The sequence below is a fragment of the Mesorhizobium silamurunense genome, from assembly GCF_014843905.1.
Taxonomy (GTDB): Bacteria; Pseudomonadota; Alphaproteobacteria; order Rhizobiales; family Rhizobiaceae; genus Mesorhizobium; species Mesorhizobium silamurunense.
Window position 1 is genome coordinate 81140 of sequence record NZ_LPVS01000051.1, and the last position, 11541, is coordinate 92680.

Annotated in this window: 15 protein-coding genes and 1 tRNA gene; 7 read left to right on the forward strand and 9 right to left on the reverse strand. The window is 63.1% G+C overall.

Going from position 1 to position 11541, the window contains the following annotated elements; all coding sequences use genetic code 11:
• The first annotated feature begins 32 nt into the window (after positions 1-32).
• The 3 genes from AU465_RS14305 to AU465_RS14315 all read left to right on the forward strand — a co-directional run bounded on the left by AU465_RS14305 (position 33) and on the right by AU465_RS14315 (position 2991).
• Positions 33-1568: an undecaprenyl-phosphate glucose phosphotransferase gene (locus AU465_RS14305; RefSeq protein WP_192248390.1), complete on the forward strand. Its 1536-nt coding sequence runs from the start codon at positions 33-35 to the stop codon at positions 1566-1568.
• Positions 1565-2860, forward strand: coding sequence for an O-antigen ligase family protein (locus tag AU465_RS14310; RefSeq protein WP_192248393.1), 1296 nt, complete (start codon positions 1565-1567; stop codon positions 2858-2860). Before AU465_RS14305 ends, AU465_RS14310 begins: the two co-directional genes overlap by 4 nt.
• Before the next feature lie 54 nt (positions 2861-2914).
• Positions 2915-2991: transfer RNA gene (locus AU465_RS14315), tRNA-Pro, on the forward strand.
• Positions 2992-3036: 45 nt separating this feature from the next.
• Here AU465_RS14315 and AU465_RS14320 read toward each other — a convergent pair.
• Both AU465_RS14320 and AU465_RS14325 read right to left on the reverse strand, forming a co-directional pair.
• Positions 3037-3495, reverse strand: a complete 459-nt coding sequence (locus AU465_RS14320; protein WP_192248397.1) for a YbaK/EbsC family protein — start codon at positions 3493-3495, stop codon at positions 3037-3039.
• Between the two features lie 178 nt (positions 3496-3673).
• Positions 3674-3940, reverse strand: a complete 267-nt coding sequence (locus AU465_RS14325; RefSeq protein ID WP_192248400.1) for a helix-turn-helix domain-containing protein — start codon at positions 3938-3940, stop codon at positions 3674-3676.
• 306 nt (positions 3941-4246) lie between these two features.
• Here AU465_RS14325 and AU465_RS14330 point away from each other — a divergent pair, with 306 nt between their 5' ends.
• The 3 genes from AU465_RS14330 to AU465_RS14340 all read left to right on the forward strand — a co-directional run bounded on the left by AU465_RS14330 (position 4247) and on the right by AU465_RS14340 (position 5947).
• Positions 4247-4846 carry a hypothetical protein gene (locus tag AU465_RS14330; protein ID WP_192248429.1) on the forward strand — a complete coding sequence of 200 codons (600 nt, stop codon included), beginning with the start codon at positions 4247-4249 and terminating at the stop codon, positions 4844-4846.
• Between the two features lie 230 nt (positions 4847-5076).
• Positions 5077-5268 (forward strand): hypothetical protein, encoded by a 192-nt coding sequence (locus AU465_RS14335; protein WP_192248432.1) that lies wholly within the window; start codon positions 5077-5079, stop codon positions 5266-5268.
• Between the two features lie 418 nt (positions 5269-5686).
• Positions 5687-5947 carry a hypothetical protein gene (locus AU465_RS14340; RefSeq protein ID WP_192248403.1) on the forward strand — a complete coding sequence of 87 codons (261 nt, stop codon included), beginning with the start codon at positions 5687-5689 and terminating at the stop codon, positions 5945-5947.
• Between the two features lie 69 nt (positions 5948-6016).
• On the opposite strand, the gene AU465_RS14345 is transcribed toward AU465_RS14340, so the two are convergent.
• The 7 genes from AU465_RS14345 to AU465_RS14375 form a co-directional block, all read right to left on the reverse strand.
• Positions 6017-6313 carry a DUF883 family protein gene (locus tag AU465_RS14345; RefSeq protein ID WP_192248407.1) on the reverse strand — a complete coding sequence of 99 codons (297 nt, stop codon included), beginning with the start codon at positions 6311-6313 and terminating at the stop codon, positions 6017-6019.
• 102 nt (positions 6314-6415) lie between these two features.
• Positions 6416-6955 (reverse strand): MerR family transcriptional regulator, encoded by a 540-nt coding sequence (locus AU465_RS14350; protein WP_067000781.1) that lies wholly within the window; start codon positions 6953-6955, stop codon positions 6416-6418.
• A gap of 126 nt (positions 6956-7081) precedes the next feature.
• Complete coding sequence (locus AU465_RS14355; protein ID WP_010915609.1) at positions 7082-7405, reverse strand: integration host factor subunit alpha; 324 nt, start codon at positions 7403-7405, stop codon at positions 7082-7084.
• 103 nt (positions 7406-7508) lie between these two features.
• Positions 7509-8480 (reverse strand): beta-ketoacyl-ACP synthase III, encoded by a 972-nt coding sequence (locus AU465_RS14360; RefSeq protein ID WP_192248410.1) that lies wholly within the window; start codon positions 8478-8480, stop codon positions 7509-7511.
• A gap of 9 nt (positions 8481-8489) precedes the next feature.
• Positions 8490-9560 (reverse strand): phosphate acyltransferase PlsX, encoded by a 1071-nt coding sequence (plsX, locus tag AU465_RS14365; protein WP_192248412.1) that lies wholly within the window; start codon positions 9558-9560, stop codon positions 8490-8492.
• 130 nt (positions 9561-9690) lie between these two features.
• A complete protein-coding gene (locus AU465_RS14370) occupies positions 9691-10239 on the reverse strand; it encodes a YceD family protein (protein WP_192248416.1) in 549 nt (182 codons plus the stop codon).
• An 11-nt stretch (positions 10240-10250) separates the two neighbouring features.
• The gene (locus AU465_RS14375) at positions 10251-10793 is read right to left on the reverse strand and encodes a ubiquinol-cytochrome C chaperone family protein (protein ID WP_192248419.1); all 543 of its coding nucleotides are present in this window, start codon (positions 10791-10793) and stop codon (positions 10251-10253) included.
• Positions 10794-10910: 117 nt separating this feature from the next.
• On the opposite strand from AU465_RS14375, the gene AU465_RS14380 reads away from it, so the two are divergent.
• Entirely contained in the window at positions 10911-11435 is a 525-nt protein-coding gene (locus AU465_RS14380) for an outer membrane protein assembly factor BamE (RefSeq protein WP_192248422.1), read from the forward strand.
• The last annotated feature ends 106 nt before the right edge of the window (positions 11436-11541 follow it).

An 11541-nucleotide genomic window follows, 5' to 3' on the forward strand; every position in this document is an offset into this window, starting at 1 on the left:
TATTCACTCGCGCGTAGCTCGCGGACAATCCCATGAACGAGATCGATCCCGCGCATCGTTTTTCAATGGATGCGGTGCGCAAATTCGACGGCCCGGCGGAGGGCCAGGTGCCAAGCGGCATCAATGACGTAGCACGCCAGGTCGCTTCGCAGTACCGGCGCGATACGATGTCGCCGATCATGGTCAGCGGCGTGCTGCGCATGGTCGAGTTCGCGGTGCTGTTCCTGTCGGGGCTCGGCCTCTATTTCTACTTTGTCGGCTTCTTCAGCTATCTCGCCTGGCAATATCCGCTGACGATCACGGCCGCGCCGTTCCTGGCGGTGGTGCTGCTCGACGTCAGCGACTGCTATCAGATCTCGGCGCTGATGCGCCCGGTCGCCAGCTTCGGCCGCGTGCTGCTGGTCTGGGCCGGCACCTTCGCGCTGATGGCATTGACCGCCTTCGCCATGAAGGCGTCGCAGGATTATTCACGCCTTCTGTTCGGCACCTGGTTCGTGGTCGGCTTCGTGCTGATCTTCGGCCTGAGACTCGTGATGTCCAGGCTGATCACTCGCTGGGCGCGCGACGGGCGCATGGAGCGCCGCGCCGTCATCGTCGGCGGCGGCAAGTCGGCCGAAATGCTGATCCGTTCGGTCGAGAAGCAGCCCTACAACGACATCCGCATCTGCGGCATCTTCGATGACCGCGGGGACAAGCGCTCGCCGCCCATCGTCGCCGGCTATCCGAAGCTCGGCACCATTTCCGAGCTGATCGAGTTCGCCCGCATCGCGCGCATCGACATGCTGATCGTGTCGCTGCCGCTGACCGCCGAATCGCGCGTGCTGCAGCTTCTGAAGAAGCTCTGGGTGCTGCCGGTCGACATCCGCCTCTCGGCGCATTCGAATGCGCTGCAGTTCCGCCCGCGCGCCTATTCCTATATCGGCTCGGTGCCGATGCTCGACATCTTCGACAAGCCGATCAACGACTGGGATTCGGTCGCCAAGCGCAGCTTCGACATCATCTTCTCGCTTGTCGGCATCATCCTCTTCTCGCCGGTGATGGTGGCCACCGCGATCGCCATCAAGCTCGACAGCAAGGGTCCGGTGCTGTTCAAGCAGAAGCGGCACGGCTTCAACAACGAGATCATCGAGGTCTACAAGTTCCGCTCGATGTACACCGACAGATCGGACCCGACCGCCAAGCAGACGGTGACCAAGAACGACCCGCGTGTCACCCGCGTCGGCCGCTTCATCCGCAAGACCTCGATCGACGAGCTGCCGCAGTTCTTCAACTCGCTGCTCGGCTCGCTGTCGCTGGTCGGGCCGCGCCCGCATGCGATCGCCGCCCAGTCGCACAATCTGCTCTACAACGAGGTGGTCGACGGCTATTTCGCGCGTCACAAGGTGAAGCCGGGTGTCACCGGCTGGGCGCAGATCAACGGCTGGCGCGGCGAGATGGACACCAATGAAAAGATCCGCATGCGCACCGAATACGATCTCTACTACATCGAGAACTGGTCGATGCTGTTCGACCTGCGCATCCTGTTCCTGACGCCGGCTCGCCTGCTCAACACGGAAAACGCCTATTGAGCGCCGTCGCGCATGACCTGCCGGCGGCCGCGGTCAACGGGTTGCCGCCTTCGGCTGTCAACGCCAAGCTGATCGCGCTGATCTCGTCGGCCGCGATCGTCGTCGGCATCCTGCTTTCCGGCTTCGTCATCAGCGAGCCCGCGCCCTACGAGATCTACATGGCCGGGCTGATCGCCGTCTGGGCGCTGTTCGGCCTGAAAGTATCGCGGGCCATATTGCCGTTGCTCGTGCTCCTGGTGGCGATGAACATCGGCGGCATGATCGCGATGACGCAGATGGTGGAGCTCGCCAACACGCCGCTCTATCTCGCGGTCTCGCTGTTCCTCGCCTTCAGCTCGGTCTTCTTCGCCTCGGTGACGTCAACGCAGCCCAGCCTCTACCGGCTGATCTTCATCGCCTATGTGGTGTCGGCGGTCGCGACGTCGCTGCTCGGCATCGCCGGCTATTTCCATGCCTTCCCGGGCGGCGCGGAGATGTTCACCAAATACGACCGCGCCGCCGGCGCCTTCCAGGATCCGAACGTGTTCGGGCCGTTCCTGGTGCTGCCAGGCACCTATCTGCTCTACCTGCTGCTCACCGGTTCGGTGTCGCGCATGCCGCTGCTTGCGGTGCCGCTGCTGATCATCGCCGCCGGCATCTTCTTCTCCTTCTCGCGCGGCGCCTGGGGTATGTTCGCGGTGTCGGCGGTGCTGCTCACCGCTTGCCTGTTCCTGCAGAGCGCCAGCGGCATGTTCCGGCTGAGGATCGTGGTGATGACGATTGCCGCGGTCGCGCTGTTGGCGATCGCCATCCTCGTCATCCTGCAACTGCCCGGCGTGTCGGACATGTTCACGCAGCGCGCCCATCTCGAGCAGAGCTACGACACCGCTCGACTCGGCCGCTTCGCCCGCTACGCGATCGGCTTCCAGCTGGCGCTGGAGCACCCGTTCGGCATCGGACCGCTGGTGTTCGGCACGATCTATGGCGAGGACACGCACGACATCTGGCTGAAGGCGCTGATGGACTATGGCTGGCTGGGCTTCGTCTCGTTCCTTGCACTGACCTTGTGGACGATTTGCGCCGGCTTCCGAATCCTTTTGCGCGACCGGCCCTGGCAGCCCTACCTGCTTTGCGCCTACGTCGCCTATCTCGGCAATATCGGGCTTGGCACCTTCATCGACATCGACCACTGGCGCCATCTCTATCTGCTGCTTGGGCTGATCTGGGGGGCGATCGCGCTGGAGTACCGGCACCAGAAGCAATTGCGGCTGGCGCGGACCATTCCTGCTGCGGCACTATCATCGGCGAAATAGCCGCTGAATTCGGTTGACCCGCATGGGGTTATCACGATACATCGCCACCCGGTCCGGAGTGTAGCGCAGCCCGGTAGCGCACTTGACTGGGGGTCAAGGGGTCGTCGGTTCGAATCCGGCCACTCCGACCATTTTGAACCTGAGACTTGACCCCAAAGTCGTTCTTCACCAATCCTCTACTGACACACATCGACCCATTCGGCGTCGACCAGATCGGCCATCCTTTGAGGCGCGATCCGCACGGCGGCATTGGTGGCGCCGGCGGCGGGGACGACCTCGTCGAAGGCCCGTAGCGTCACGTCGCAATAGACTGGCAGCGGCGCGGGCAGGCCGAACGGGCAGACACCGCCCGGCGGGTGGCTGGTCGCCGCCAGCACCTGTTCGCCGTCGAGCATGCGCGGCTTGCCGCCGAGCGTGTCCTTGCACTTGCGGTTGTCGAGCCTGGCGGTGCCGCTGGTCACGACCAGCATGGTCTCATCGCCGACGCGCAGGCAGATGGTCTTGGCGATCTGCGCCGGCAGCACGCCATGCGCCTCCGCCGCCAGCGCCACGGTCGCCGAGCTAGCTGCCGTGACCAGGACCTCGATGTCGGGCGCATGTTCGGCAAAGAAGGCACGGACCGATTCCAAGCTCATGAGCGATCTCTCGTCAGACATGTCGGCGGCGCCACCGAATCGCGACGCCGGTCGGGATTGGCACATGGCGTCTCGGCTGTTGGCAAGAGCCAGGCAACTGTGCGCCGAGGGCCGAGGGCGCAAAAAACCCGCCAGGCGAGGCCGTGGCGGGCTTTTTCGTTTGGACGCTTGGGCGCCCTTATTGTTGTGTGGGCCAGTTCTCCGAGGCCGGCACCATTATCAATTCCTCTTCCGGCACCTGCAGCGCGGAAGCTATACGCCTGAGCTTGGCGGGATCGGCGTCCTTGCCGTCCTCGATGTCGACGATCTCACCAACGGCCAAGCCGCAGGTTAAGGAAAGCTCCTCGATCGTATATCCCCTCGTTTCGCGCGCGGCTTTCAGCGGATTGAGGCCGGACGCGGCAATGATGTCGTTGGAAACAGCGTTTCGTGCGGTGTTGGGCATGGCAACTCCTTGGGATGAAACAAGACCGATGAAATGTGGCGTTGCCTGAGACGGGCGGGAGAATGGCCGTTAACAGGTGATTTGCCAAGAGGGACCGTTGCGGCCGTCACGCCATCGTGAACCGGTCCTGTCGACCGGAGGCCGAGGCCGCAAGCCACCGACATGTAAGGTGGCGCGGCGGCCAATCAAGTTCTTTTGAAGCGGTGAAAGCCGGACCCGCCAGCATTTTGCCTGCTCCAAATCGTTAGGGTTCTGTCAGTGGTCGACGGCGGGCGGCATCAAAACCCTTTGGAAGGATCGGATGCCATGAAACTAAAACTCTTCGCGATTGTGCTCGGCACGATTTCAAGTCTTGCGAGCGCCGCGCTGGCGGACAATGTGCGGGTGCGCGGCACGGTGGTCGACCTCGCCGGAACGTCGCTGACGGTGAAAGGCCGCGACGGCAAGACCAACGCGGTCACCCTTTCTCCCGATTTGATGATCTCCGGCGTTGCCAAGGCATCAGCCGCCGATATCAAACAGGGCGATTTCCTCGGCATCGCATCGGTTTCCAAGGCCGATGGCGGCAGCGGCGCGCTGGAAGTCGTGATCTTCCCGGCGGCGCTGAAGGGAACGGGAGAAGGCGATCGCGCCTGGGACCTGCAACCCAACAGCCGGATGACGAATGGCACTGTTGCCGATGTGACCGAGGTCAGCGGCCGGACGGTGACGCTCACCTACAGCAACGGCCAGAAGAAAGAGATCGCCATTCCGCAATTGACGCCGATCGTGAAATTCGCGACGGCCAAGCCGGCGGATCTCAAGCCGGGTATGGCGGTGTTTGTGAGCGCCGAACGCGGCAGCGACGGCAAGCTCGTTTCTCGCCGGGTGGTGGTCGGCAATCACGGCGTCGCTCCGCCGATGTGAGGCGCGAGGCCGGCGCACGGGCTCCAAAGACCATGATGATGAAGCGCCTTTGCGCGTCCGAAAGGCGCGCGGCGCGATCGTGATTCAGCCAGAAACGATCCAGAAACAAAAATCTACAGTCCGGAAAAATTGTCGAAAAAATCCAGGAGGATAGTGCCGATCGCGAGGCTTGGGGTCACCGATTTGGTCCGGTGAATTCCGGAACGCCCGCGTAAAAAGGAAACGAAGTCATGAAGAAGTCCCTCCTCTCCGCGCTCGGGCTGGCTCTGGCCCTGGCGTTCACGATGCCGATCCTAGGCACGACCAGCGTCGACGCGGCTCCGATGAAGAAGCATCACCATCATTACCGCAAGCGTCATCACCGGCACCACCATCACTACCATCATCACCACCACAAGAAGGTGGTTGCGAAGAAGGCCTGATTCCTTCCCACCTGCCGATGGGAAGACAGGCCTTCATTGTATTGATCGCACATGTCTTCCCATCGGCATTTTTCGCTTCGCGGGGGCAAGGCTTTCCTTCGAGCGCCCGCTGCCTCCGATGGAACGCGCAGCAGCGTTCGATCCTTTTCCTGCGGCCCCGACCTTTTGCCCGCACCGGGTCACCTCGCCACTCCAACGAGCGCCAAGCGCCGCTTGCCAGATGCGCGGCACGTGCGGCAACCCGATCCGAAGCCTGACATCTTTCAACGCCCACATCCGCCAGGCGAAAAAATCGCACGGGATGTGAACCTTTCCATTGGACGCCGCACCAAGCGGCCATGGGCGCCGCGAAGGCGCTCCTCAACCGGACCGGGACGCCAGAACTGCGATCCCGACAACCAATGAAGGAAATGCTCAAATGACCAACTTCAAGCGTATCTCGCTCGCCGCTGTCCTCGTCGTCTCGGCTTTCGGCTCGGTTTCGGCGCCGGCCTTTGCCGGCATCCTGCCCAGCAATGACGGCGCGGTCTGCAAGGGTCATGGCCCGTGCACGGTGCTGATGCTCAACTGTAAGTGCACATATGTCGATGCCACCGATTCTTCGGGCACCGTCTATGGCAAATGCCGCCCGGCGACGGCTCAGGTCGATCCGAAGAGCAAGATCAAGCTTGCGAACTGACCATTTGAGGCGATGGAAATGGCGGCCGCAGCTGGCGGGCGCCATTTCTGTCTCGCCATCTGTCGAAAGTCAGCGCCGGCTGATGAGAAGGCCGGCAAGCAGCCCGAGCACAACCAGCCCCACGGCGGCCGCGGTGGCCGGATGGTCGCGCGCGGTGCGCTCGAGCGCCCTGCCCCTGCGCGTGATAGCCGGCAATGCCTCGTGGAGGCGGTCGGCAAGCTGCGAATAATAGTCGGACCCCGCCTCGCGGCCATCTTCGTAATAGGCGTCGCCGCGTCTGGCCAAGGCTTTCCTGAGATCGTCGAGTTGCCGCGAGAGCGCCGCAAACTGCCTGTCCAGATCATGATCGGTCGCGAACAAAGCCATGCCAAGCATCCTTCTCTGCAGAGAAGGCCTAACGCATGGACGCAACGGCAGTTCCGGCCGTCAGAGACGCTGGCCATTCAAGCCGCGGGCGGCAACCGAAGCTCAACGCACCTGGTCGAGCAGGCGCTTGCACTCCAAGAGGTCGAAGAGCGCCTCCTGCAGCAAAGCGCGGTTGTCGCGCGACAATTTCGAGGAGTCCGGCTGCACGGGACCTTCGTCGTCGCCCTTGCCGAGGCCGAAGAAACGGCGGCTGGGCTTCACCTTGGGCTGACCGACCAGCGCATCCTCGTCGCCGCGCGGCTGGGCAGCCGCGGTCAGCGGCACCTGCTCGGCCTGACGGCGTTGCGCGATCGCCTCGACGGCGGCCATGTCGCCATTGCCGATGGCAACCAGGAAATGATTGCCGTTCTCGCGCAGGAGCTTCTGCACGCCTTTGATCGTATAACCCTGATCATAGAGCATGTGCCGGATGCCCTTGATCAGTTCGACATCCTGCGGCCGGTAGTAACGGCGGCCGCCACCACGCTTCATCGGCTTGATCTGGTTGAAACGCGTCTCCCAGAACCGAAGTACGTGCTGCGGCAGGTCGAGATCTTCCGCGACTTCGCTGATGGTGCGGAAAGCATCGGGGCTCTTGTCCATGGGCGAATCCTCACGCTGGACCGCGATCTCGTATTGATCCGAATCGCAGCTTATTTCAGCGGTTTATGAAACGATATTCAAGCCCGGCGTCAAAGCGGGCCACGGTTTTCAACCGGCATTCGCGGATTACTTGCCGCCCTTGGCCTTGCTGTTCTGGTGCGAACGCAGGATGCGGTTCTTCAGCACGTTCGACGATTTGAAGGTCATCACGCGGCGCGGCAGGATCGGCACTTCCTCGCCGGTCTTGGGATTGCGGCCGATGCGCTCATTCTTGGAGCGGACATGGAAGGTCGCAAAGGAAGACAGCTTCACCGTCTCGCCACGAACGATGGCTTCGCAAATCTCATCCAGGACGGCCTCGACGAGCTCGGCCGATTCAGTTCGCGACAAACCAACCTTGCGGTAAACGGCTTCGGCTAGGTCGGCACGCGTAAGTGTCTTTCCCCCCATGCGACCGTCCCATCAGCTCAAAAAACGTAAATCGATACAGGCAACGGCAGAGCGTAAGTAATTGATCCGTCAAGGTCAAGGACCGAACCCGCGCGTTCGGCACTTACCAGCGGAGCAATACCGCGCCCCAGGTGAAACCTCCGCCCATCGCCTCGAGCAGGACGAGGTCGCCCTTCTTGATGCGGCCGTCGGCGACGGCCACCGACAAGGCGAGCGGCACGGAGGCAGCCGAGGTGTTACCGTGCAAATCGACAGTGACCACTACTTTCTCTTCGGCTATCCCGAGCTTCTTGGCGGAAGCGTCAATAATCCGTTTATTGGCCTGATGCGGCACGAACCAATCGAGATCGTCGGCGGTGATGCCGGCCTGGGCGAAGGTCGCCTCGATGACATCGGTGATCATGCCGACGGCGTGCTTGAACACCTCGCGGCCTTCCATCCTGAGATGGCCGACCGTCCCCGTGGTCGACGGGCCGCCGTCGACGAAGAGCTTGTCCTTGTGGACACCGTCCGAGCGCAGGCTGGCGGCCAGCACACCGCGATCGGCGATACCGCCCATCCCCTCTTGCGCTTCCAGAACGACCGCGCCGGCGCCGTCGCCGAAGAGCACGCAGGTCGAGCGGTCGCTCCAGTCGAGGATGCGCGAGAAGGTTTCGGAGCCGATCACCAGCACCCGTTTTGCCAGCCCGCCGCGGATATAGAGATCGGCAGTGGCGACCGCATAGACGAAGCCGGAGCATACGGCCTGCATGTCGAAGGCGAAGCCGTGATGCATGCCGAGCCGGTTCTGGATCTCCACCGCGGTCGCGGGAAAAGTGTTGTTGGGCGTCGACGTCGCCAGCACGATCAGGTCGATGTCGGCAGGCGTCAAGCCAGCGCTGTCGAGCGCGGCGCGCGCCGCGGCTTCGCCCAGCGAGGCCGTCGTCTCGTCATCAGCAGCGACGTGGCGCTGGCGAATGCCGGTGCGCTGGACGATCCACTCGTCGGAGGTCTCGACCATGCCTTCGAAGTCGGCATTCTTCATGATGCGGCGGGGCAGCGCGGCACCGTTGCCGCGCACGACTGATCTGATCAAGGTTCGTTCCTATTCCTCGGCGTCGACGGCGACGCCGGATTTCCTGTTTGCCTGGGCACTCGGATTGCGCGCATGGAACAGATCGAGATCGGCCTCGATCCGGTCAAGCAGATTGTTGCGCACCATGTCGTAGCCGAGTTCGATCGCCGCCGCGAAGCCGTCCGAATCGGCGCCGCCGTGGCTCTTCACGACGATGCCGTTCAGGCCCAGGAAGACGCCGCCATTGGAGCGGCCGACATCCATCTTCTCGCGCAGCCGGTCGAAGGCGCCCTTGGCGAAGACATAACCGATCTTGGCCATCAGCGTGCGGCTCATGGCGGCACGCAGGTAGCCGGCGATCTGCCTTGCCGTACCCTCGGCGGTCTTGAGCGCGATGTTGCCGGCAAAGCCTTCGGTCACGACCACGTCGACCGTACCCTTGCCGATGTCGTCGCCCTCGACGAAGCCGCGATAGTTCATCGAAGCCATGTTCGCCTCGCGCAGCATGCGCCCGGCCTCCTTGACCTCCTCCTGGCCCTTGATCTCCTCGACGCCGACATTGAGCAAGCCGACGCTCGGCCGCTCGATGCCGAACACCGAGCGCGCCATGCCGGTGCCAAGGATCGCGAAGTCGACGAGCTGATGCGCATCCGCGTCGATGGTGGCGCCGACATCGAGCACCACGCTCTCGCCGCGCGTCGTCGGCCAAAGTGCTGCGATCGCCGGGCGGTCGATGGTGGCCATGGTGCGCAGGCAGAATTTCGACATCGCCATCAGCGCGCCGGTGTTGCCGGCCGAGATGCAGGCCTGCGCGGCGCCGTTCTTCACCGCCTCGACCGACTTCCACATCGAGGATTTCCAGCGGCCGTGGCGCAGCGCCTGGCTGGGCTTGTCGTCCATCCTGACCGCGATCTCGCAATGGATGAACTCGCTGACCTCGGCGAGCTTGGGAAACTTGGCCAGTTCGGGACGCACGGCGTCCTCGCGGCCATAGATGACGAAGCGGATATCAGGGCGGCGGATGGCGACCGTCATCAGCGCCGGGATGACGACGCCTGGTCCGTGATCGCCGCCCATGGCATCGATGGAAATCCTGATCACGCGGTGTTTTTCTCACGGTTTGCCTGGCCAGCGGCGTGCGCCTGCCGAGGTAAGGGGGCTCGCGAAGGTTCGGCGAAAATAGCGGTTTTGGGCAGCCGCACAACCAACTTTTCCAAAATCCAGGCCGCCTTCAGGATTTTCCGAGCAGCGAACGCAGTTTTTTCTGGAATTCGCTTTCTTCGGGCTCATCGTCGCCCGCTGCATCGAGCGAGGCGCCGGGCTTGCGCGGATAAGGATCGATTGCCAGGCCAAAAAACTGCTCGGCGAGCGAGCCGACATCGATGGTGTCGCCGGAAAATGTTTCCGGGCTGTCCGGCCCGTCGGCGTCGAGGACGATCTCGCCGCCGCCCTCGAAGCCCTCGCGTCCGAGCTTGGACTGCTCCGGCAGGAACAGCGCCTCGACCGGCTCGTCGATATGGGCTGCGACCGGATCGAGAGTGACAATGCAGGCCTGGGTGATGTCGGCCTCGACGCGGCCGCTGACCTTGACGCCATTGCGTTTCCAGGACGCCACCAAGAGCTCGGCGCGATAGCTCTCGACGGAAAGCAAGTCGTATTCGGCGGCAAGTGCAGCGCGCTGCCGCTCATCCGCCTCGATCATAACCGGCAGGCCCTTTTGCGGCAGGCGGGCGACATTGGCGACGAAGGATACGGGGCTTCGCTGTTCGGCGTGTTTCATTCTCGCCTCCTTCACGCGGCTCCGGCGACCGGGAACACCACGGTGCCGGCCACGATCGATTCGGTCGGCTGCGCGGCAAGCTGCCCGGACGCAGCGGAAACATAACTCGCCAGCAGCGACGCCTCGGGCCACTCGCCGGCATCGGGCCTCACGTTACGGGCGAGCGCCGCGGCAAGGGCTGCGCGGTCGTCGTCCCGCAAGGCGTCGTCGTAGGCCGCGGTGCGGCCATAGAACATCTTTGCCAGCTTCTTCATGCGCTTCGGCACGCCGACATCGCTGATGCCGAGTTCCCTCAGCGAATGGTCGACATCGAGGAAGAACTCGTCGATCAGCACCTGCGCGACCTCGGCCGCGGCTCCGCCCTCCCCGCGCAGCCGGTGCTGGACCAGGTACATATGCAGCGACAGCATCTCGAAGCGGCCAAGCGGCGTATCCGGCACATTCCAATCGGAATAAAACAATGTCTGCCGCGCCGCCGCCACGATTTGTGCGTAGAGCGCCTCGGTGATGGCGCGGTTGGCGTGACGTTCGCGGCCAAAAAGGCGCTGGAACATTGAGGGCGGTCTCCCGGGGACCTGTTGTTTGATTTGGCCTTGTTGCATCGGCATGCAAGCTGGTTTACCGGTTTTGCGGCCCAGCGCAAGTTGCGGGGATGTGATGGAGAATTGTTGTTGGGTGCGCTGAAATTCAAGTCGTTCTTTGCGCCTGCCCCGGTGGGCCTGGCGTCGCTGCTGATGGCGGTATCAGCGCTTTCTGCCTGCAATTCGTCCAAGATGTTCGGTGATCTCCATCCGAGCGAGACGCTGACGAAAGGCTACGTCATCGACCAGGCAGCGATCGACTCGGTGCCGGTCGGATCGAGTCGCGAGCAGGTGCTTCTGGCGCTGGGCACGCCGTCGACGACGGCGACCTTCGACAACGAGGCCTTCTATTACATATCGCAGACGCGCAAGCGCTACGTCGCCTTCGACAACCCGCACATTGTCGACCAGCATGTGCTGGCGGTCTATTTCGGCGCCGACGGTCGCGTCACCCAGATCGCCAATTACGGTCTGAAGGACGGCAAGATCTTCGACTTCATCTCGAGGACGACGCCGACCGGCGGCAAGGACCAGAACTTCCTCAGCCAGATCATCAACGGCGCCAGCAAGCTGGCGCCCGGCATCCCGGGCGGCGGCGGCGGCGGGACGCCCTAAGCCCAGCTTTCAGGAATTAAGACAGCCAGGACCCGCCGAATCGCACCGGCGGGTCTTTTTTCAACATGGGGTAATGGGCAGCGGCTCTTCTCGGAGACCGTTAGGA